This window comes from Maribacter sp. Hel_I_7, assembly GCF_000688315.1.
In the GTDB taxonomy this organism is placed as follows: domain Bacteria; phylum Bacteroidota; class Bacteroidia; order Flavobacteriales; family Flavobacteriaceae; genus Maribacter; species Maribacter stanieri.
Genome location: NZ_JHZW01000003.1, coordinates 420,980 through 444,501, shown reverse-complemented (window position 1 = coordinate 444,501; position 23,522 = coordinate 420,980). Strand labels below are relative to the sequence as shown.

Here is a 23,522-nt window from a genome sequence, read left to right as displayed (position 1 = left end):
GAACACTAATGAAAAGAAAATTGGAAATAATGGATACCACCCTTAGGGATGGTGAACAAACATCAGGTGTATCCTTTTCTGCATCCGAAAAACTCACTTTGGCAAAACTTCTATTAGATGAACTTAAGGTTGATCGTATAGAAATAGCATCGGCTCGCGTCTCTGACGGCGAGCTTGAAGCCGTTCAAAAAATTACGGAATGGGCTGCAACCAAAGGATATCTTGAGCGTGTAGAGGTTCTTACGTTTGTTGACGGTGGAATTTCTTTAGATTGGATGGAAGAATCTGGAGCCATTTCGCAAAACCTGTTGACTAAAGGTTCTTTAAATCATTTAGAGCATCAGTTAAAGAAAACTCCAAAACAACACTTTTCTGAAATTGCTGAAATTTTTAGTCAAGCTACAGAACGCGGTATAATTAACAATGTTTATTTAGAGGATTGGAGTAACGGGATGCGTAATTCAAAAGCATATGTTTTTGAATTTTTAGAATTCTTATCTACCCAAAATGTAAAAAGGATTTTATTACCTGACACATTAGGTATACTTACGCATACAGAAACGTATGCATACCTTTCTGAAATAGTACAAAAATTCCCGAAATTACATTTTGATTTTCACGGACATAATGATTACGACCTAGGCGTAGCCAATATTATGGAAGCTGTAAAAGCTGGCTGCCATGGTCTACACCTTACTGTAAACGGTATGGGTGAAAGAGCAGGTAATGCACCTATGGCAAGTGCCGTAGCCGTTATAAATGACTTTCTACCAGAAGTTGAAATCAATGTAAACGAAACATCCCTGTATAAGGTAAGTAAGTTGGTTTCTGCCTTTACAGGTTTTAGTATACCTGCCAACAAACCCATTGTTGGTGACAATGTATTTACCCAAACTGCCGGTATTCATGCTGATGGTGATAGTAAAAAAAACTTATATTTTAGCGACCTAATGCCCGAACGTTTTGGAAGAAAACGTAAGTATGCCTTAGGGAAAATGTCAGGTAAAGCTAATATTCAGAAAAATCTACAAGAACTTGGCTTAACTTTAAATAATGAAGAATTAAAAAAAGTTACAGCTCGTATTATAGAATTAGGTGATAAAAAGGAACGTGTTACAAAAGACGACCTCCCATTTATTATTTCTGATGTTTTGGATACTGCTGATTATAAGCAAAAAGTATTTGTAAAATCTTACGTTCTTACCCATGCCATGGGATTAATGCCTTCCACTACCCTATCTGTAGAGGTAGATGGTAAAACATATGAAGCACATGCTCAAGGTGACGGACAGTATGATGCTTTTATGAATGCATTAAAAAAAGTGTACATCGCAAAGAAAAAAGCATTACCAAAACTAACGGATTATGCTGTTAGAATACCACCAGGAAGTACATCTGATGCTCTTTGTGAAACCGTTATTACTTGGGAACTAGATGGAAAAGAATTTACCTCTAGAGGGCTAGATTCCGACCAAACTGTTAGCGCTATAAAAGCGACCGAGAAAATGTTGAATATTATATAGCGCTATGCGCATTACGCAAAGCGCCAAGCGCCAAGCGAAAAAACGTAAAATGTAAAGCGCTAATTGCTTTAAATGAGAGATTATAAAAAATATAACGTTTGGGAATTAGGGCATGAAGTTACCTTAGAAATATACAAGCTAACTAACACTTTCCCAAAAGACGAAAATTTTGGACTAACAAGTCAAATGAGAAGAGCATCATCATCCATACCAGCAAATATTGCAGAAGGTTGTGGGCGAGAATCTGATGCAGAATTTAAACGTTTTCTGATAATCTCGCAGGGTTCAGCTAGTGAATTAGAATATTTCACGATTTTAGCTAAAGATTTAGAATATATTTTGGAGAAAGATTTTAGAATTATTCATGATAGAGTAAATAAAGTTAGAAGAAGTTTAAATAAATTAATAAGTAAATTATAAATAGCTTAAACGCAGAACAATTAACCTACTGTGTTTAGCATGTAGCGAAAAGCGCAATGCGAAAAGCGAAAAGCGATTAACCCATGAAATTAAATATTGCCTTATTAGCCGGTGATGGTATCGGTCCTGAAGTTATTGACCAAGCAGTAAAAGTATGTGATGCCATTGCTAAGAAATACGAACATCATATTACTTGGAAGCCTGCTCTTACAGGTGCCGCTGCAATTGATGCCGTCGGAGAACCTTACCCAGATGAAACACATGAAATTTGTGCAAATGCCGATGCAGTTCTTTTCGGTGCTATAGGTCATCCACGTTTTGATAATGATCCTTCTGCAAAAGTTCGTCCAGAACAGGGATTATTGAAAATGAGACAAAAATTAGGTTTGTTCGCTAATGTTAGACCTACATTCACTTTTCCTTCGCTTATAGATAAATCTCCTTTAAAAAGAGATCGTATTGAAGGTACCGATTTAATTATTTTAAGAGAGTTAACAGGTGGTATCTATTTTGGCGAACGCGGAAGAAAAGATGATGGCAATACGGCTTTCGACACAATGACCTACCAACGTTTTGAAATAGAAAGATTAGCTAAAAAAGGCTTTGAATTTGCAATGAAACGTTCTAAAAAATTATGTTGTGTTGATAAAGCCAACGTTTTAGAATCTTCTAGACTTTGGAGAGAAACGGTACAGGCGATGGAAAAAGATTATCCAGAAGTAGAGGTTTCTTATGAATTTATTGACGCAGTTGCTATGCGTTTAATTCAGTGGCCTAAAGGATATGATGTAATCATTACTGCAAACTTATTCGGAGATATATTAACCGATGAGGCATCTGTAATTGCAGGTTCTATGGGACTAATGCCTTCTTCTTCTGTAGGAAGCAAAGTATCTTTATACGAGCCAATACACGGTTCATACCCACAAGCAGCAGGTAAAGACATCGCTAATCCATTAGCTACCGTTCTTTCTGCAGCTATGCTTTTCGAGGACATGAACATGACCCAAGAAGCAGAAGAAATCAGAAGAGTAGTAAACAAATCATTAGCGGAAGGTTACGTTACCGAAGACCTAGCAGATGGTGGTAAAAGCTATAAGACTAGTGAAGTTGGTGATTGGTTGGCCAGCAATATCTAAAACCCATACTAAAGTAAAAAGCCCTTTAATCTATGATTAAAGGGCTTTTTTTATATCTGAAATTCTCAATAGCATACTGTTTACATAGCTACTATATACTAGTTGCTATTTCAAGTTCTTGCTCGTAAATACTTTTAACAATCGCTCTTAAATCTGGAATTACTGTTTTTACCAATTTTGAAGGACCGTTGATCAGAACACAAATACCTAAATCAGAATCAGGAAAAAGTGCAATTTCATTTCTATAATTATTTACACTACCTCCGTGATGCCAGATAGTTTCTTCTAATGCTTTCTCATTTTCTTTCAAGGTATGTATTCTCCAACCAAATCCGTATGAGGATTTCACATGACCAGGCCATTTTTGATAATACTTACTATGCCCCTTTAATTCAATAAAAGGTTTAAAAGCTTGAGCCATGGCATCTTTAGACATCACTTCTGGGTTATGACCTAAAAGAAATCTCATCCATTTAGCCATATCCATAGAGTTGGCATTTATACCGCCCGCAGCAATGGCATTATAATAATTATCTCTTGGTAATACAGTTCTCCATCTATTTCCTCTTTTAATATGAGGTAAAGCAATATTCTCTGTGTTTATTAATGTTTTATGATCCATAGAAACAGAATTCATTCCTAATGGCTCAAAAAATTTATCGTTCAATAAAGTCTGAATATTTTTCCCTGTAGCCTTCAACATCACTTCTTGAGAAACTGAAAACATGGCATTTTGGTAACTGTATTGAGAACCAGGCGTACTAATAGGATTTACTTTATTGAATTTTTCACTTATAGATGACATATCAAGACCAGCTTCTACCAAATCTGTATAACTATGATAAGGTGTGCCTGTAGTATGAGAAAGTAAATGTGCTATTTCAATTTTTTGAGTATTCTGATTATCACCAAAATGAAAATTGGGTAAATAATCAGCTACTTTATCATCTAAGTGTAATTTGCCTTCACTTTCTAAGTTAGCCGCAAGAACTCCAGTAAAACCTTTCGAAATAGAACCTAATCTAAATAAGGTTTCTCCGTCAACAGTTTCTTTACCATTAAAACTTCTTTTTCCATATCCATCGGATAGAATAACAGAATCACCACTTACGATGCTTACACCAGCACCAACAATATCTCCAGATTTTATTGCCTTATTAAAATAGCTGGTTAAAGCTTCATTTAAAGCTTTTTGCCGTATGTTATATAGTTTAATTTCCCTTTTCTCCGCAAGAGTTTTAACAGGGTTAGGATCAGAGATAATCACCTTAGAATGTTCTGGCTTAAAAGAGGAAGCCGTTAGGACAAAAAGTAGTAGAACCATTATAATGGCTCCAAAAAATAGTTTGGTACGTGACACAGCTATGTAGGTTTTGGTTAACTAAGAACGGGATAAAAGGAATAAAATTACCGACGAACTACGTAATTTATAAAATTTAACATCAAAACCACTTGATTCTAAAGAAATAAGAAAAAATAAAAACTATCAGTAAACATTTTTTATTGAGCATAAAAAAAAGGAACTTATATTATAAGTTCCTTTCTAATCTATTGAAAAATTACAGACTAACAGCTCATCGCCATTTTTCTATATTTAATTTCTTTTCTCTTTCTAACAATTAAAATAGAAACTGCTATGGCAACACCAGAAAAAGCAAGCATTGCACCTACTAAACTAGAGTAAATAATACCGTAGCCAAATGCAATTGGCAATCCGGCCAAATAAGCGCCAGAAGCATTACCCATATTAAAGGCACTTTGATTCATAGAAGAACCCAACATTTCGGAACCTTTAGATGTATTGATTATGGCCATTTGAATGGGGGTTGCAACAGTAAAAGATATAGCTCCTATCACAAAGGTCAATATCATTAATAAATACGGATTGGATGCTATCACCATATTTAATAATAGAATACCGCACATAACGGATAAACTAATGATTACCGCTTTCAAAGGAGAAAACAGTTCTGCCATCTTCGCACCTAAAAAATTACCTACTACCATACCTAAACCAGCCAACATCATAGCATAGCCAACAAAATGGTTTGGCAACCCGGCAACATCTGTAATTAACGGAGCTACATAACTGTACCATGCAAAGAAACCTCCTGTACCAATGGTAGTCAACGCAATTAAGGCCCAAAGTTCAGTATTTTTCAATCCTTGAGAAACACTTATTTTCTCTTCGGTCTCATCAACTTCAATTTTTGGCATCCAAAGGTAAATGCTTCCTAAAGCCAATAAACCAACAAAACCTACCAAGTAAAAAGAAACACTCCAGCTAAACTGTTGACCTAAATAGGTGCCAATAGGTACTCCAATAACATTGGCTACCGTTAGACCTGAAAACATTATTGAAATCGCTTGAGCCCCTTTTCCTTTTTTAGCCAATTTTGTAGCAACAACAGCACCAATACCAAAAAACGCACCGTGAGGTATCCCAGATAAAAATCTCATGAACAACAAGCTCGTATAGCTCGTTGCTAGTCCAGATAAAGTATTAAATACCGTAAACCATATCATTAAAAGGAATAACATTTTTTTAGGTGTAAGCTTAGAGCCTAATCCTGTTAGTAATGGAGCCCCCACTACTACACCCAACGCATATGCTGCAATAAAATGACCTGCCTGAGGAATGGTTATACCCAATGACCCAGAAACTTCGGTCAAAATTCCCATGATAACAAACTCGGTAAGTCCTATTCCAAAACCACCAATTGCCAATGCAAATAGGGCTTTCTTATTTGATTTTATAGTATCCATAACTTATAAATTTTAAGTTCAACATATACACTATAGGTTCTCAATCAATTTTAAAAAGGCAAAGTTAAAACCATAATACCGGTTAAAACACGCATTAATTACCATATTTATGTTAATAATTAACCTTCTAAAATATCCCCTGATAGCTAATTTTCGCAATTCAGGATAACAATTCTACAATTGGGAAAACCATTTTATTTAAACTTTCATTTACGATTCATATTTGTGATATCAATCAAAAATATAATCAACAATGAAGACGCTATTATTCTTATTAATTACATTTTTCTGTTATAATTTATTTGCTCAATCCACTATTTCAGGTAAAGTCATTGACCAACAAGGGGTACCTATTATGGGTGCAAGCGTATATTTAGAAGGTACTTATGACGGTACGGCAACCAGTGAGGATGGACTATTCTCTTTTGAAACTAAAGAACAAGGTGAGCAGACATTAATAGTGTCTTCAATTTCCTTTGAAACTTATTCAAAATCATCCGATATTACCAATTTCAAGAATGTCACCATCAAATTAAAAGATGATGTAAATACCTTGGATGCCGTAACCGTTAACGCAGGAACTTTCAACGCCGGAGACAATGCCAAGGTAACCGCTTTAAAGCCTTTGGATATTGTAACAACAGCAGGTGCTCTTGGTGATTTTGTAGGCGCACTGCAAACCTTACCAGGCACTTCTAACGTTGCTGAAGATGGCAGATTATTCGTTAGAGGTGGTGATGCAGAAGAAACACAAATTTTCGTAGATGGCATGCGTGTATTTACACCCTACTCCCCTTCTGCCAACAATATCCCGTCAAGAGGAAGATTGTCTCCTTTCTTATTTAAAGGAATAACTTTTTCAACCGGAGGTTACTCAGCCGAATACGGGCAAGCATTATCAAGTGTTCTACTTTTAAATAGTATAAGTGAACCACAAGAAGAGAAAACAGAAATTTCTATAATGACCGTTGGGTTTGGATTAGGTAATACCCAAAAATGGAAAAAAAGCTCGCTTAGTTTAAATACATCTTACATTAATTTAGCACCATATCAAAAACTGTATCCTGATAATAATGAATGGCATAAGCCTATAGAATCTGTAGGTGGTGAAGCCGTCTATAGGTATAAATTCAATAACGACGGTTTACTAAAAGTCTATGGCGCATATAGTTCCGTAAATTTCGATTTAACACAAGAAGATATCAATGTGGCAGATGGTATACGTTTCGGGTTAAAGAATAGAAATCTTTACATCAACTCATCTTACCAAGATTTCTTAGAAAAAGACTGGAGCATAGCTACAGGTGTTAGTTTTGCCAATGACCGTTCTGAAATAAAATATAATGATGCTGATATTACAGATATTGAAAATTCGGCACATCTAAAAATCGCATTTAAAAAATTCTTTTCTAGTCGTTACAAACTCAACTTTGGAGCAGAATATTTCGTCACTAACTTTACAGAAAACTATCAAGATACTAGCTTTGAAAACGACTATGAGTTTGACAATAATCTTTTCAGCAGTTTTGTTGAGACTGATATTTTCTTCTCTAAAAAACTAGCTACCAAGATTGGTATAAGAGGTGAATATTCTGAGCTACTACAGGAGTTTAATCTATCACCAAGACTTTCATTAGCCTATAAGGCTGGTGCAAACTCCCAATTCTCATTGGCATACGGGGAGTTTTTTCAAAATCCGAAGAACGATTACTTAAAGTATAATTCTGATTTTACAGCGGAAAACACAACCCATTATATTGCCAACTATCAATATGTAAAAAACAAACAGATATTCAGGGCTGAAGCATATTACAAAAATTACGGAGACTTAGTAAAGTATGATACTCCGTTCGCGCTGCCAACATCTACCTATAATAGTAATGGAAGTGGATATGCTAAAGGATTGGACATATTTTGGAGAGATAATAAATCAATAAAAAATACAGAGTATTGGATGTCTTACTCCTACTTAGATACTGAAAGGGATTACCAAAATTATCTAACATCTGCTACTCCGGATTTTGCATCAAAACATAATGCATCTTTAGTGGTTAAACGCTGGATTGAAGATTGGAAAAGTCAAATAGGTCTCAGCTACAATTATGCTTCGGGTCGCAACTATACCGACCCAAATAAAGGAGGATTCTTAACGGAACAAGCAAAAAGCTTTAATTCGCTAAATGCCAACTATGCTTATTTAATTAGTCCGCAGAAAATATTATATCTATCTGTAAGTAACGTATTAGGAACCAAAAATGTGAACGGATATCAATACGCAAACCAAACCAATACAGATGGAGTGTTCGATAGAAGAACAATTACGCCTGCAGCAGACCGCTTCTTTTTCATTGGTTTCTTTTGGACGATAAGCGACAACAAAGATGACAATCAACTTGATAACCTTTAGAAATTACAATTCACTACAAAGAACCAACAACTGGGTCATCTATTTTATCAAAACCTATGGAATAGAAAGATATTTGAACAACAATAAATAACATTAAAAAACTATACATCATGAAATCAGTACTATTAATTGCAACACTAATTTTCACATTTAGCTTAAGTGCCCAAACACCTTATGAAAAAGGGATGAATGAAGCATTTGCATTATGGGAGCAACAAAAGAATACAGAAGCCGTACAACTGTTTGAAAGAATAGCATCTGCAGAAACCGATAATTGGTTACCGTCTTATTATGCCGGACTAATAGAAATCGTAAGTAGTTTTGGTTTAAAGGACGAAGCTTTATTGACATCGAAACTAACTAGAGCAAAAGGTTTTTTAGATAACGCAGCCTCTATCTCAGAGAACAATCCGGAAATATTAGTTTCTTATGCGTTATTAAATACAGCATACATTGCTTTTGACGGTCAAAAATATGGTATGAGCTTATCTGGAGAAAACGTAGCTCTTTATAAAAAAGCAGCGTCTATTGCACCTAACAATCCAAGAGTTTTATTAAGCAAAACAGAATGGGATATGGGTTCGGCAAAATTCTTTGGAAAATCAATAGCCCCGTATTGCAAAGATATTGATCAAGCAATTCTATTATTTGAAAAAGAAGAACAGACCATACCTTTCTACCCATATTCTGGTTTAGAAAGAGCAAAGGAAATTAGCAGTAGTTGTAAAAAAGAAACCTCCCCTAATTAATTAGGAGAGGTTTTTATTCTAGTCTTAATTTAAGGCTATTATAAAATATAGTCTGTACTCACAAAATTGGAAAGTTTAGCTTCCAATAAATGTTGAATAATATCTGTATTTAATTCATTGTCTTTAAATGCAACAAATGTTCTAATAGAGAACGAACGTAATGCATCATGTACACTTAATGTAGCTTGAGCAGAATCTTTTCTTCCCGTAAACGGATAAACATCAGGTCCTCTTTGACATGAACTGTTAAGATTAACACGACATACTAGATTCACTAAAGTATCAATTAATGGAGAAAGGGCATAAACGTCTTTTCCGAACAAACTTACTTGTTGACCATAATTGCTTTCGGCCATATCATCTAAAGGTTCTTCTATATCAGAAAAAGGTACAATAGGTATAATAGGTCCAAATTGCTCTTCTTGATAAACGCGCATATCTTTAGTAACAGGGTAAAGAACAGCTGGCCAGATATAATTATCAAAACGTTTACCGCCTTTTTTATTTAAAACTTTAGCTCCTTTAGATACCGCATCATCAATCAACTCTTGAATATAATCTGGTTTTCCCGGTTCTGGTAATGGAGTTAGTTTAACACCATTTTCCCAAGGATTTCCAAACTTAAGTTCATCAACTTTCTTTGCAAAGTCCTCATTGAACTTAGAACTGATATCTTCATGAACATAAACTACTTTCAATGCTGTACAACGTTGGCCATTAAATGATAAAGTACCTGCCAAGCATTCATTTATAGTTAAATCTAAATCAGCATCTGGTAAAATAATTGCAGGGTTCTTAGCTTCTAAACCTAAAACCAATCGCAATCTATTACTTTTAGGGTGCTGCTCTTGTAATGCATTTGCAGATTTGCTGTTACCTATCAATGCCAAAACATCCACTTTACCTGTTTGCATAATTGGTGCGGCAACAGTTCTACCACGACCAAAAAGTACATTTACTACCCCTTTAGGGAAACTTGTTTGAAAAGCTTCTAATAGCGGAGTAATTAATAAAACACCATGTTTTGCCGGTTTAAAAATTGTTGTATTCCCCATAATAATAGCGGGAATCAATAAAGCAAATGTCTCATTCAACGGATAGTTATATGGTCCAAGGCACAAAACAACACCTAGCGGTCCTCTTTTGATATGCGCATAAACTCCATCGTTCTTTGTAAATTTAGCTGCATCACGATCCAATTGTTTATAATCTTCAATAGTATCTTCAATATACTCAACCGTACGGTCAAATTCTTTTTGTGAATCTGGTAATGATTTACCTATTTCCCACATCAATAATTTTACAACCTCGTCACGCTTAGTTTTCATCTTTTTAACGAAAACCTCCATACACTCAATACGGTCCTTAACGTGCATGGTTGGCCAAACCCCTTTTCCTTTGTCATATGCCTTTAAAGCGCCATTTAATGCATCTAAAGCCTCTGCTTCTTGTAAATCTGGTATACTACCTAACAATGTAGGCTTGTATTCTTTTGTTGAAGAAATGGTTGAATATACCTCTGTAGTATCTCCTTTCCATTCTTTTAATTCTCCGTTGACCAAATAATGTTTTTGGTCTATAGTTGATGTAATCTGAAACTCTTCTGGAATCTTTATATCGCTCATTTCTTGTTTTCTATTTATACTATGATAGATGATATTTTATTATTGAGTTCTAATTATTTAGGGTAATTAAAACTTACTCATACTAAAAGTAGTTTAAACCAAATATTCAAACAAATCTGGTTTGTCATTTATATAATCTCCGTAAAAATTGTTAGTTTTCATTCTATCAATTAATGGCTGTAAGTCTTCAGGATGCTTAAGTTCAATACCCACAACAGCAGGTGCATTTTCCCTACTAGATTTCTTAGAATACTCAAAATGGGTAATATCATCCGTTGGTCCTAAAATATCTACTACAAACTCTTTTAATGCTCCTGGTCTTTGAGGGAATCTAATAATGAAATAATGTTTTAGTTTACCATATAAAAGTGCTCTCTCTTTAATTTCCGCAGTTCTGGTTATATCATTATTGCTACCACCAATAATACAAACTACATTTTTACCTTCTATCTCATTTTTATAATCATCTAACACCGCAATGGACAGTGCTCCCGCTGGCTCTACCACAATGGCATCTCTATTATAAAGATCAAGAATAGTCTGGCAAACCTTGCCCTCATCAACAGTAACCATACTATCGAGATAATAATTACAAATAGGGTATGTTAGATCACCTACTCTTTTTACCGCGGCACCATCAATAAATTTATCAATATTATCAAGAGCTACCACTTCACCAGAATCCATAGCCGTTTTCATAGAAGGAGCCCCCTTTGGCTCCACTCCTATTATCTTAGTATTTGGCGAAAGTTGACTAAAAACACTAATAAGTCCAGATGCTAGACCACCGCCACCAATACAAACAAAAAGATAATCTATTGGTGTTTTAGATTGTGATATTAATTCTAGACCAACTGTTGCTTGACCTTCAATTATTTTAGGATCATCAAAAGGATGTACGAAAATACTACCAGTTTTAGCACCAAAAGCACTAGCAGCTTGTGAAGCATCATCAAATGTATCTCCTTCCAAAACAATCTCTACCCACTCGCCACCAAACAATTTTGTTTGTTCTACCTTTTGCTTAGGCGTAACAGATGGCATATAAATAGTTCCTTTTATTTTTAAATGGAAACATGCAAATGCAACACCTTGCGCATGATTACCTGCACTGGCACAAATAATTCCCTTAGCTCTATCTTCTTCCGATAAAGACCTGATTTTATTAAAGGCACCTCTAATCTTATAAGATCTAACACGTTGTAAATCTTCTCGCTTTAATCGAACCTCACAATTAAATTGCTTTGACAATCTAATGCTTTCCGTTAGCGGAGTTACATCCGATATTTCAGAAATAACCTGAGCCGCTTCTATAACATCATCTAATTCTGGAAAATATGCTGGTTTTGTACCTCTCATATTATTTATTTAATGCTCTTGGGAATTTTTTAGTTGCTATAAAACCTAAATTGTCCGCTTAAGAACAGTTCTGTAAAGTATTACCAATCAATAATGATCAGCAACTTCTAGAATGCACCTAACCGGACAATCGGTATAACTATAAAAATTATAAATCTATACGATAGGCTTCATAGCAGTCATAGACTCACGTAAACGTGTACCTACAATTTCCACCGGATGCGTACGTAACGCCTTATTTATTGCTATTAATTGTGCATTATCTACATCATTATCAATATCGCCAGAGAAGTTTGTCCCAATTACGTCAGTATCAATACCCTTCATGAAATCAGTTAATAATGGCTTACACGCATGATCGAATAAATAACAACCATATTCAGCTGTATCAGAAATAACACGGTTCATTTCAAACAATTTCTTACGTGCAATTGTATTTGCTATTAATGGAGTTTCGTGTAAAGACTCATAGTAAGCAGATTCTGCAATAATACCAGACTCCGTCATTGCCTCAAAAGCCAATTCAACACCAGCTCTAACCATGGCTACCATTAAAACTCCGTTATCATAAAACTCTTGCTCAGTAATCTCTTGACTACCTGCAGGTGTTTTCTCGAAAGCAGTTTCACCTGTTGCAGCTCTCCACGTTAATAAGTTCTTATCATCATTAGCCCAATCTTCCATCATTGTTTTAGAAAAATGACCAGTCATAATATCATCCATATGCTTTTGAAACAATGGACGCATAATATCTTTTAATTCTTCCGAAAGTTCAAATGCCTTCACTTTTGAAGGATTTGAAAGACGATCCATCATGTGAGTGATTCCACCATATTTCATACCCTCAGTAATAGTTTCCCATCCGTACTGTATCAATTTAGAAGCATAACCTGCATCAATTCCCTTCTCAATCATTTTATCGAAACAAAGAATAGAACCCGTTTGTAACAAACCACAAAGAATAGTCTGCTCTCCCATTAAATCTGATTTTACTTCAGCAACAAAAGAAGACATCAACACACCTGCTCTATCGCCACCAGTACCGACAGCATAAGCTTTTGCTTGTTCCAATCCTTTACCTTGAGGGTCATTGTTTGGGTGAACCGCAATTAATGTAGGTACACCAAAACCTCTTTTATATTCTTCACGTACTTCTGATCCCGGACATTTTGGTGCAACCATAATAACCGTAATATCTTCACGAATTTGCATACCTTCTTCAACGATATTAAAACCGTGTGAGTAAGAAAGTGTAGCACCTTTTTTCATCAATGGCATAACCGCACCAACAACAGCAGTATGCTGCTTATCTGGCGTAAGGTTAATTACTACATCGGCAGTAGGAATCAACTCTTCATAGGTACCTACTGTAAATCCGTTTTCAGAGGCATTTACAAAAGATTGTCTTTTTTCTTTTATAGCAGCATCACGTAGTGTATAAGAAATATCCAAGCCAGAATCTCTCATGTTCAAACCTTGGTTTAAACCTTGTGCTCCACAACCTACGATTACAATTTTTTTACCTTTTAAAGCATTTACGCCATCTGCAAACTCAGACGAATCCATGAAACGACATTTTCCAAGTTGCGTTAATTTATCTCTTAATGATAGCGTATTAAAATAATTAGCCATTTTGTATTTACTTTATTTGATTATTGATATAATTCGTTATTAAAATTCTTTTAGTATCGCAGAAATTTTCATTTCGTCTTTAGTTACTGAAATTCGACCAGAACGTACAAACTGCATAATGCCGTATGGTTTTAACTGATCGTGCATTTCATCAATCTCATTTCTTCTTCCGCTTTTAGCAATTACAAAAAAGTCTCTTGAAACAGTGACTATTTGAGCATTGTTATCTTTTATGATATTCTGTATTTGACGTTCGTCAAATAACAGACCAGAAGCAATTTTAAACAAAGCCGATTCTTGATAAATAGTTTCTTCATCGGTATGATAATATGCCTTTATAACCTCTATTTGTTTTTCTATTTGACCGACAATATTATGCACCCACTTTTCTGTAGTATGTGCTACTATCGTAAATTTAGAAACATCGTCAATTTCTGACTTAGATACATTTAAACTTTCAATATTTATGTGTCTCTTTAAAAATATACCTGAAATCCTGTTCAGTAATCCAACATTATTTTCTGAATATACTGATATTGTAAACCATTGATTTTCCATAAGCTTTCATTACCTACTCCTTTTTAAAAAGGATTTTATGGTGTCATTATAATTATTCTATACTATTTCTTAACGGCCATTATTAAGCCTGTAGACCAATTCATTTTGGTCAATTGTAAATCTTCACGTTGTTCCAAATACGCTGTAAGAACTATCACATTATCCTCATGATTTTCTGGCCAATTAGGTTGCTTTGTCATATCATCGATAATGTAAAATCCTCCGACCTTTAGTAAATCAAGAACCTCATCAATCTCGCTGTACTTACCAGGCCATGCATCGGCAAAAATTAAATCGAACTTTGCTCCAGAATATTCCTTTATCCATTCTGTACCATCTTGGCAAATGAGTTCAACTCTATCATCTTCCCCAAAGTAACTTGAGGCAATTGATATCAATTCATCATCATTATCTACCGATACCAAACGAGCGTTAGCATCCATACCTTCTCTCATCCAAGAAAGGCTAAGACCAATACCTGTGCCAATTTCTAAAAACCTTCCTTTTGGTTTAGAAGCTATTAACGTTTTGAGAAAGCTACCAACATATAAATCTGACGGCATTGTAAAACCAATTTCTTCAGACTTTCTAGTAATTTCCGTATGTATTTTTGGAATATCCTGTATGTTAGTATCGTTCATGTTTTTGTTTTGTTATTTCAATCTAACGTCTGAAACAGATGCTCCAGAAGGTATCATAGGAAATACGTTATCTTCTTGTTCAACCTTTACTTCTAAGAAATATGGTTCTTTAGAAGCCATCATTTCCTGAATTGTAGATTTTAAATCTTTACGTTCAGAAATTCGTTTTGCTTCTATGCTATACCCTTCTGCAATTTTTACAAAATCTGGATTCACCATAACCGTTGAAGCATATCTTTTTTCAAAGAATAACTCTTGCCATTGACGCACCATACCTAAGTGTTCATTGTTCAAAACAACAATCTTAACAGGTACTTTGTGCTGAAATATTACACCAAGCTCTTGAATGGTCATTTGATAACCACCATCACCAATGATAGCAACCACTTCCCTTTCCATTGCTCCCATTTTAGCTCCAATAGCTGCAGGCAAAGCAAAGCCCATTGTACCCAATCCACCAGAAGTAATATTACTTTTAGATTGTGAAAACTTAGCGTACCTACACGCAATCATTTGATGTTGACCCACATCTGATACAATTACTGCTTTATTATTTGAAGCCAAGTTGATTTCCTCAATTACCTCACCCATCGTTAAACCTTCTTTGGTAGGGTGTATATCATTTTTGATAATCGTATCAAATTCAATTTTATATTTCTCTTTGAATAGATTATGCCAAGCTTCATGCTTGTTATTATTTAATAAAGGTAAAATTAGACCAAGTGTATCTTTAGAATTTCCTAATACAGCAACATCTGCATGAACATTCTTGTTCACTTCTGCTGGATCAATTTCAAAATGAATTACTTTGGCTTGTTTTGCATAAGAATCTAAATTACCGGTTACACGATCATCAAAACGCATACCTATGGCAATTAGTAAATCGCACTCGTTAGTCAATACATTAGGACCGTAATTACCATGCATACCAACCATACCAACATTTAATGGATGTGAAGTATCTAAAGCAGATGCCCCCATGATTGTCCATGCTGCAGGAATTCCAGTTTTCTCAACCAGTTCTTTAAGCTCGGCCTCTGCCTTACCAAGAATTACACCTTGACCCCAAACAATAAAAGGTTTTTTAGCGCTATTGATTAAATCAGCAGCTGCTTGAATTGCCGTTTTATTCGGTTTTGGTACAGGCTTATAACTACGTACGGCAGTACATTTCTCATAAGAGAAATCGAACTCATCTATTTGAGCATTTTTGGTAATATCGACCAAAACAGGACCCGGTCTACCAGATCTTGCTATATAGAAAGCTTTTGCCATTACTTCTGGAATTTCAGAAGCTTCTGTTATTTGATAGTTCCACTTTGTTACCGGAGTAGAAATACCAATAATATCAGTTTCTTGGAAAGCATCAGTACCCAACAGTTGTCTAGTTACCTGACCCGTAATACACACCATAGGTGTTGAATCTATTTGAGCATCTGCAAGACCGGTGACCAAATTGGTAGCTCCTGGACCAGACGTTGCTATTGCAACACCTACTTTACCGGAAACTCTAGCATAACCTTGAGCAGCATGCGTAGCACCCTGTTCATGTCTAGTAAGAATATGTGTTAATTTATCTTGAAACTTATATAGTTCATCATAGACGGGCATAATAGCGCCACCAGGGTAGCCATACATTGTTTCTACACCTTCAGCTAATAAACAATGAATTAATGCCTCTGCTCCAGAAATCTTTATAGTTTTCTTGGAATCCGTACCTTTTTTCTTCTCTTTTACTGTTTCCATAATTAATGATCAAATTCAAGCATCGCATTTAAGAGTTACAATTACCTGATATTATATATCCACCTAGAACTAATTAAAACCTAGCTGGTGTTATTTAAAACTCATCGGTAACACAACCTTTAGATGCAGATGAAACCGTACGGGCATATTTATATAAACTACCTCTCTTCACCTTTAATTCTGGCTGTTTCCAATTCTTTTTTCTTTCTGATAACTGCTCTTCTGTTAGATTAACCGAAATCTCATTTTTCTCTGCATCAATTGTAATAACATCACCATCTTCTAAAAGTCCGATAGCTCCGCCATCTTGAGCTTCAGGTGAAACGTGACCTACTACGAAGCCATGTGTACCACCAGAGAAACGACCATCTGTTATTAACGCCACATCTTTACCTAAACCTGCTCCCATAATAGCTGCAGTAGGTTTCAACATTTCTGGCATACCCGGACCTCCTTTAGGACCTTCATAACGTATAACAACTACATCACCTTTTTTTACTTCTCCTCTCCCAATACCGGCATTAGCCAAAAACTCATCATTATAAACTTTAGCCGGACCAGAGAAATACAAACCTTCCTTACCTGTAATCTTTGCAACAGCACCTTCAGTTGCAAGATTACCATAAAGAATACGTAAATGACCTGTCGCCTTAATAGGATTGCTCAATGGTTTAATAACTTGCTGATGCTCTAATAAACCTGGAAGCTCAGCTAAATTTTCCGCAATTGTTTTACCCGTAACAGTAAGACAATCGCCATGTAACATTCCGTTTTCAAGCATAAACTTCATAACGGCAGGTACACCACCCACACGATGAACGTCTTCCATCAAAAATTTACCACTGGGTTTTAAATCAGCTAAAAATGGAGTTGTATCACTAATTTTCTGAAAATCATCTAATGTAAAATCAACATCGGCAGCTTTGGCGATTGCCAAAAAGTGAAGTACCGCATTTGTTGAACCACCTAAAAGGGTGAGCAAACGTATAGCGTTCTCCATTGATTTACGAGTGATAATATCACTTGGCTTAATATCTTTCTCTAAAAGGTTTCTTAAAGCCTTACCAGAGTTTATAGCATCGTACTGCTTATCTTTTCCAATTGCAGGATTAGAAGAATTATAAGGCATTGCCATACCTAAAGCTTCAATAGCCGAAGCCATTGTATTAGCGGTATACATACCACCACAAGCACCTGCACCTGGGCAAGCGTTTTGAATTACACCTTTGTAATCCTCTTCATTCATTGTACCGGCAACCTTCTCTCCCCAAGCTTCAAATGCAGAAACTACATCTAATTTCTTATCCTTAAAACAACCAGAGGCAATTGTACCACCATATACCAAAACAGATGGTCTATCTAAACGTATCATTGCCATTAGCGCACCCGGCATGTTTTTATCACAGCCAACTACAGTAACCAAACCATCATAATTCATTGCTTGTACCACAGTTTCCATAGAATCTGCAATAATATCTCTTGAAGGAAGTGAATAACGCATACCATAAGTACCCATTGAAATTCCATCACTAACACCTATAGTATTAAAAACAAGACCAACCAATCCACTATCATTGACTCCTACTTTAACCTCTTGAGCCAAATCATTTAAGTGCATATTACAAGGATTACCCTCATAACCTGTGCTACCAATACCAATTAGCGGCTTCTTTAAATCTTCTTCAGTTAAACCAATAGCATAAAGCATTGCTTGTGCTGCCGGTTGTGTTGGATCTTGGGTTACATTTTTACTATGTTTGTTCAATTCCATAATGTAATTCTCGTATGCTTATCTTGATTTCTTAATACTGTTAAACCAAAGATAAAAGTTTATAAAAATTTCTAATTTTAACAATAATTGACAATACAAATCCACTTTAACAAAAAACAATCTAATTTACTGAAAATCAATTATTTAAATCCTTGTTATATACCATATTCAATACTTCAAAACAGACTATTATAAATCTAATTGCACAAAAAAACCTGTATCAAATAATTCTGATACAGGTTTTTCTACATATTGAAAAGCTATATCATTTCCTTTTAGGAATGACAATGACAACCTCAATATTAAAATTCGTTAGATTCATATTACAATAGTAGTGAAAAAATAAGTTATAATTACCCCCTTAACAAAATCGAATTAAAAAGTAATAAATTAAACCAATTTGAAACTTATAGTATCTCCTCCTCTTTTTTGTGCCAAAATACAAATTGCTTTATCTGTCAATTGAACAGCTCTAGGATAACCTCCTGTAGTTTGCCCATCCTTCATCAGTATAATTAATTTACCAGCAGGCGTCAATTGCACTGTACCAGGTATAGTTGCAGATGTTAGCATTGAAATAGAATGCTCGGTTATTGTTTCGGTTAATTGGTAAGCCATTCTATTATTCTCATGAGCTACCGTAAAGTCTTTAGAGAAAATGTCTTCTAGTTGTTTGTCATTTAACATATCAAACTCCGGTCCTTTACTCACCTCTAATATTCTAACGTCTAAAAAGGAATCCACTTTAATCTCCGAAATTTTAGGCTGAAATACATTTTGCGCAGAAAAAGGCACAACATCATTATCAGTCAACCTATTCACTTTGGTAATTGGTTTATAAAAAGATTTACTACCTAACACCTCTTTAGTAGTAAAACCTTCCTTAACACCTAAGTAAGAACGAAAACCTTTCTCCAAGCGCCCAAAGGATAGTATATCACCTACTTCAATTTGATAAACCTTATAATTCTGTATTGGGAGATTGTTTAGTGTTGCGGACATTTCTGCACCACCAAGTGCCATATACGTTTCTTCTTCAAACATGAGCGTTGGTCCGGTCATGGTAATTTCCAATACCGAAGCCGCCGGTTCATTTTCTAATAAGGAATTAATTTTAAATACAGACATTTCGTCCATAACACCAGAAACTGGCACTCCTTTATTTCTGAAATGAAACCTACCTACATCTTGCACCGTGGTATAAAAACCTGCTTTTAGAATTTTAAGCATCTATTTTAATTTTTTCAGGTTTATAAATTCCCACTTCAGCTTCTATCTTATGTAAATTATGCTCTGCCCTAGATATTTGATAAAATTCAATTTTATCACCAACACTTACAAAGCACGGGTTCTCTTTAGAAGCATCAAAAATTGGGACTGAACAGTTTCCTATTATATTCCAACCGCCAGGAGATTCTTGCGGATAAATACCCGCCTGCTTACCAGCAATGCCCACAGCACCTTTAATAACTTTTGATCTAGGAGTTGCTTTTCTAGGTAATTCTAATTCTTTATCAATGCCACCCAAGTACATAAAACCAGGTAAGAACCCAATTCCATAAACTGTATAAGTAGCTCCCGTATGCATCGCAATAATTTCTTCTTTCGTTTTATGAAGTTTATTGGCAACCTCTTCAAGGTCCAGACCGTATTCTAAATCATAATTAACAGGTAATCTCCACAAATATCTATCAGGCTTTGTAGACTCTCCTAATTGGGCATACCAAGTAATGATATCCTTAGATAATTTTTGAAAATCAATTTGTGCAGTTCTATTTATTAATAAGAGTGAATTATATGACGGTACCATCTCCCATTCCTGGTTTGTCAACAACTCATTCTTTAAAAAAGTTTCAAAATGTAATATTTTCTCAAGAATATGTTCACTTACCTGGTTTGGCCATTCAATTAAGACGGAATGTACTCCAAATGGTTTTATATTAATTTTAGGGGAGCTCACGATTTTAGTTGTAGATTATGTTCAGGTAAATGCTTTGTAATATACATCAAAATTTGCAATGCCGATGGAGTATCTCCGTGTATACAAAAGGTATTAGCCTCTATCTCAACTTTATCTCCAGTAATTGTTTTTACCATCTTTTCGTTATGCATACGTAGTAAATGGGTCAACACCTCATCACCCTTAGTAATTAAGGCATTATTCTCTTTCCTAGACACCAAACTTAAATCTTTATTATAATTTCTGTCTGCAAAAGCCTCCACAAGTACGGTAAAACCGTTTTTAATGGCTAATCTATGAATTACACTAGCATAGGGAACATATAACACCATACCTCTTTTAAAAACCTCAATCCCCTTTAAAAAAGTTGTAGCTAAGGTTTCATTTTTTGCAATGTCGTTATAGAGTGCTCCATGAGGTTTAATATGATGCAGTTTTATATCCATTTGTTCCCGTACAGCTTCAAACTGTTGCATTTGAGACTCAATAGTCTTGATTAAATCTTCTTGAGATATGTCAATAGAAATACGACCAAAATTTTCCTTGTCCGGATATGAAGGATGTGCACCTACTTTGACATTAAATTGTTTAGCCAATTCTAAACAATGTCTAATTGACTCTCTAGAACCCGCATGACCGCCACAGGCAATATTACAAGAACTGATCATAGGGAATAGCTCTTGCTCATTACCTACGCCTTCACCTACATCACAATTAATATCAATAGTTTTATTAACCATTTATAAAACACCTAATACCGTTAAAATACTTTTAGCACCTAATAAAACAGCCAATAGAATAATGATTACACCAAAAATATTCTGCTTCATGTTATTTTTATATTTACCCATAACCCCAGCCCTGTTAACCACCCACAATAGAAAGACGGCGATAATAGGCAATAATAACCCGTTGGTTATCTGAGCAAATTTTATAATCTCTATTGGTTTTATACCGAAGGATAAAAAGAATACTCCCAATGCTAGAATTATCATCCATATAAATCTAAATTTCGCATCCTTAAACCCAGCTTTCCAACCAAAACAGCTATTTGCAACATAAGCAGCAGCCAATGGTGCCGTTATTGCAGAAGTAATACCAGCAGCAAACATTCCTATTCCCAAAAAGTATAATGCCGCTGAACCGTATAAAGGCTCTAAGGCTTTTGCCATATCCATTACATTATTCACTTCGGTTGAATTTATGGCAGCAGCGGAAATAATTATACTCACAGAAACGAGACCTCCTAAAATTATAGATAACAAAGTATCTCTCTTTGCTAGTTTTAAATCATCTTTTGATTTCCATTTTTCACTTACTAAAGCTGCATGTAAGAAAAGGTTATAAGGAACCACCGTTGTCCCTACTAAAGCAATTATGGTTAGAATCCCCTTTTCTGGAATTGTTGGAACCAACAACCCTTTTATCAACTCCCAAATATCGGGTTTGGTCAAAATGGCTGTCATAACAAAGGATAGGCTCATAATTAAAACAAGCACTATAAATACCTTCTCTAATGCCTTATAACTTCCTAGATATAATAATATAAAAGCTAAACCACCTAAGACATAAGGATATAAATTGCTGTATTCCATACCAAATAAAGCTTCCATACCTAGGGTAGCCCCACCTATATTTCCTGCCTCATAAGACGCATTACCTATTATAATGGCAGAGAAGATTAATACTATTACTCCATTGCGTAACCATGGATTGTGTAGCTCTTGCTTTATCACATCTGCTAAACCTTTCTGTGTTACAATACCCAATCTTGCAGACATTTCTTGAAGAATATAGGTTGCTATAATAGATAACAACATGGCCCACAGCAAACTAAAGCCAAAATTAACCCCTGCTAATGTACAAGCGGTAACCGTTCCCGGACCTATAAATGCTGCGGCTACAAGAACACCCGGACCTAATTTCTTAAACATCTAGTAAAATTATCATTCTTGTAAATATAATTGGTAAATATGAATTTGCTCACCATACTCAGAATCATTTTCACCACAATTTTAACATTTCAAAATGCAGTTAATCTAAAAAAATGCAGTTCGTCTAAAACTTGGAGGTCATTCATCGAGGTTATATACTAATCCAAAAATAACTGGGTTATAGCTATCCCCAAACCTTAAACTTAACCTATTAATGATTTGTTTAGAATGTAAGAAAGAACTTGGTTACCTAGACCACAAAAATGCAATGGATAGCGCAGGCGTTGAGCTTTGCATGAAACACCATGAACGTATTGAGTTATTAATTAATAAACATAACACCCCTTTAGAAGCTATACAGCTCTATTATGCACTTAAAGAAGCAGGTGTTAACTCTATGCTAGAATGGTGGGATGGTAAAAAATCAATTGATATTGCCATTTCTCGTGTAAAACTAAATATTGAAATTGATTCTGCGTATGATAAACTTACAGAGCATGAAGCTATCAATAATTTAGAAGAAGCAATGCACTCTTTTAAAAATGGTTTTACAACCATTCGTATTCCACATATTGTAGTACGGTATTATTTAAATGAAACCGTAAATAATATTATAGGAATTATGGAAGGTCTAAAGGCCAACATTAAAGTAATTAACTAAAAAAACCAGATATGGAAAATTCTAAAAAAGCATTTAGAAATCCCATTAGGGCAGCGATAGCCACCCTTTTGATCGGATTGGTTATGCAAATACTTCATTGGCCTTATTCTGAAGGAATAATATTCATCTCCTTTGCCGCAATACTTGTATTATATGCAATGCGTTTTGCGAGAAAAGAAGAAAAAAAGACCGTCGATTTAATAAAAATGGTATTGGTTCTTTTTTGGACAACCAACGGACTATTAACAATTTTAGACTTTACCCATACCTTATTTTTTCAAATAGGTACTGCATTTACTTTTATTGCCTGGTTTGCAATGGAAGGCACCTCATATTTCATGTCTAAAGACGGAGATATAAAAAATAGTACAGCTGAAATAGTATGGAACTTTGTAATGGTAATAGGCGTGATAACCCTTATTTGTGGTGGTCTCATGCATTTGTTAAGTTGGACATACTCAATTCCTACTTTGACTCTTGGTCTTACCATTGTGACCAGCTACATATTAAAAGATATATTTACCGCACCAAAAAGAAAAGAAGACGATGTTAATAATGAGGAGCTTTTTTTATAAAATAAGCTCACTACCCATAATAAATATCTAAATGACATAGTCAGGTTTTTTTGTAT

General features: G+C 35.0%; 20 protein-coding genes. 7 read left to right on the top strand and 13 right to left on the bottom strand.

Features of this window, described 5'->3' with window-relative positions; translation table 11 throughout:
- Window positions 1–8: 8 nt before the first annotated feature.
- The 3 genes from P178_RS0113550 to leuB all read left to right on the top strand — a co-directional run bounded on the left by P178_RS0113550 (window position 9) and on the right by leuB (window position 3,082).
- A complete protein-coding gene (locus tag P178_RS0113550) occupies window positions 9–1,523 on the top strand; it encodes an alpha-isopropylmalate synthase regulatory domain-containing protein (protein WP_027066717.1) in 1,515 nt (504 codons plus the stop codon).
- A 72-nt stretch (window positions 1,524–1,595) separates the two neighbouring features.
- Window positions 1,596–1,943 carry a four helix bundle protein gene (locus tag P178_RS23460; RefSeq protein ID WP_027066716.1) on the top strand — a complete coding sequence of 116 codons (348 nt, stop codon included), beginning with the start codon at window positions 1,596–1,598 and terminating at the stop codon, window positions 1,941–1,943.
- An 83-nt stretch (window positions 1,944–2,026) separates the two neighbouring features.
- A complete protein-coding gene (gene leuB, locus P178_RS0113540) occupies window positions 2,027–3,082 on the top strand; it encodes a 3-isopropylmalate dehydrogenase (RefSeq protein WP_027066715.1) in 1,056 nt (351 codons plus the stop codon).
- Between the two features lie 91 nt (window positions 3,083–3,173).
- Here leuB and P178_RS0113535 read toward each other — a convergent pair whose 3' ends face one another.
- Both P178_RS0113535 and P178_RS0113530 read right to left on the bottom strand, forming a co-directional pair.
- Window positions 3,174–4,442 carry a serine hydrolase domain-containing protein gene (locus tag P178_RS0113535; RefSeq protein ID WP_231500548.1) on the bottom strand — a complete coding sequence of 423 codons (1,269 nt, stop codon included), beginning with the start codon at window positions 4,440–4,442 and terminating at the stop codon, window positions 3,174–3,176.
- A 206-nt stretch (window positions 4,443–4,648) separates the two neighbouring features.
- Complete coding sequence (locus P178_RS0113530) at window positions 4,649–5,848, bottom strand: MFS transporter (protein WP_027066713.1); 1,200 nt, start codon at window positions 5,846–5,848, stop codon at window positions 4,649–4,651.
- Window positions 5,849–6,101: 253 nt separating this feature from the next.
- Here P178_RS0113530 and P178_RS0113525 point away from each other — a divergent pair, with 253 nt between their 5' ends.
- Together P178_RS0113525 and P178_RS0113515 are read left to right on the top strand one after the other, a co-directional pair.
- Entirely contained in the window at window positions 6,102–8,255 is a 2,154-nt protein-coding gene (locus P178_RS0113525) for a TonB-dependent receptor (protein WP_027066712.1), read from the top strand.
- Window positions 8,256–8,365: 110 nt separating this feature from the next.
- On the top strand, window positions 8,366–9,004 hold the full coding sequence (locus P178_RS0113515; RefSeq protein ID WP_027066711.1) for a tetratricopeptide repeat protein: 639 nt from the start codon (window positions 8,366–8,368) through the stop codon (window positions 9,002–9,004).
- Between the two features lie 38 nt (window positions 9,005–9,042).
- On the opposite strand, the gene P178_RS0113510 is transcribed toward P178_RS0113515, so the two are convergent.
- From P178_RS0113510 to P178_RS0113460, 11 genes are all read right to left on the bottom strand, one after another.
- Window positions 9,043–10,629 carry an NADP-dependent glyceraldehyde-3-phosphate dehydrogenase gene (locus P178_RS0113510; RefSeq protein ID WP_027066710.1) on the bottom strand — a complete coding sequence of 529 codons (1,587 nt, stop codon included), beginning with the start codon at window positions 10,627–10,629 and terminating at the stop codon, window positions 9,043–9,045.
- 93 nt (window positions 10,630–10,722) lie between these two features.
- Entirely contained in the window at window positions 10,723–11,988 is a 1,266-nt protein-coding gene (ilvA, locus tag P178_RS0113505) for a threonine ammonia-lyase (protein WP_027066709.1), read from the bottom strand.
- 156 nt (window positions 11,989–12,144) lie between these two features.
- On the bottom strand, window positions 12,145–13,620 hold the full coding sequence (ilvC, locus tag P178_RS0113500; RefSeq protein WP_027066708.1) for a ketol-acid reductoisomerase: 1,476 nt from the start codon (window positions 13,618–13,620) through the stop codon (window positions 12,145–12,147).
- 39 nt (window positions 13,621–13,659) lie between these two features.
- On the bottom strand, window positions 13,660–14,178 hold the full coding sequence (gene ilvN, locus P178_RS0113495) for an acetolactate synthase small subunit (RefSeq protein ID WP_027066707.1): 519 nt from the start codon (window positions 14,176–14,178) through the stop codon (window positions 13,660–13,662).
- A 62-nt stretch (window positions 14,179–14,240) separates the two neighbouring features.
- Window positions 14,241–14,819 (bottom strand): O-methyltransferase, encoded by a 579-nt coding sequence (locus P178_RS0113490; protein ID WP_027066706.1) that lies wholly within the window; start codon window positions 14,817–14,819, stop codon window positions 14,241–14,243.
- A gap of 12 nt (window positions 14,820–14,831) precedes the next feature.
- A complete protein-coding gene (gene ilvB, locus P178_RS0113485) occupies window positions 14,832–16,565 on the bottom strand; it encodes a biosynthetic-type acetolactate synthase large subunit (protein ID WP_027066705.1) in 1,734 nt (577 codons plus the stop codon).
- A gap of 94 nt (window positions 16,566–16,659) precedes the next feature.
- Window positions 16,660–18,336 (bottom strand): dihydroxy-acid dehydratase, encoded by a 1,677-nt coding sequence (gene ilvD / locus P178_RS0113480; protein WP_027066704.1) that lies wholly within the window; start codon window positions 18,334–18,336, stop codon window positions 16,660–16,662.
- Between the two features lie 390 nt (window positions 18,337–18,726).
- Window positions 18,727–19,566: a biotin-dependent carboxyltransferase family protein gene (locus P178_RS0113475; RefSeq protein WP_027066703.1), complete on the bottom strand. Its 840-nt coding sequence runs from the start codon at window positions 19,564–19,566 to the stop codon at window positions 18,727–18,729.
- Window positions 19,559–20,296, bottom strand: coding sequence for a 5-oxoprolinase subunit PxpB (gene pxpB / locus P178_RS0113470; protein ID WP_027066702.1), 738 nt, complete (start codon window positions 20,294–20,296; stop codon window positions 19,559–19,561). Before pxpB ends, P178_RS0113475 begins: the two co-directional genes overlap by 8 nt.
- On the bottom strand, window positions 20,293–21,036 hold the full coding sequence (gene pxpA / locus P178_RS0113465) for a 5-oxoprolinase subunit PxpA (RefSeq protein WP_027066701.1): 744 nt from the start codon (window positions 21,034–21,036) through the stop codon (window positions 20,293–20,295). The genes pxpB and pxpA overlap by 4 nt, the downstream gene beginning before the upstream one ends.
- Window positions 21,037–22,230, bottom strand: a complete 1,194-nt coding sequence (locus tag P178_RS0113460) for an Nramp family divalent metal transporter (protein ID WP_027066700.1) — start codon at window positions 22,228–22,230, stop codon at window positions 21,037–21,039.
- Window positions 22,231–22,444: 214 nt separating this feature from the next.
- Between P178_RS0113460 and P178_RS0113455 the strand changes: the two genes are divergently transcribed.
- The gene (locus P178_RS0113455; protein WP_027066699.1) at window positions 22,445–22,891 is read left to right on the top strand and encodes a hypothetical protein; all 447 of its coding nucleotides are present in this window, start codon (window positions 22,445–22,447) and stop codon (window positions 22,889–22,891) included.
- Between the two features lie 11 nt (window positions 22,892–22,902).
- A complete protein-coding gene (locus P178_RS0113450) occupies window positions 22,903–23,466 on the top strand; it encodes a hypothetical protein (protein WP_027066698.1) in 564 nt (187 codons plus the stop codon).
- Window positions 23,467–23,522: the final 56 nt, after the last annotated feature.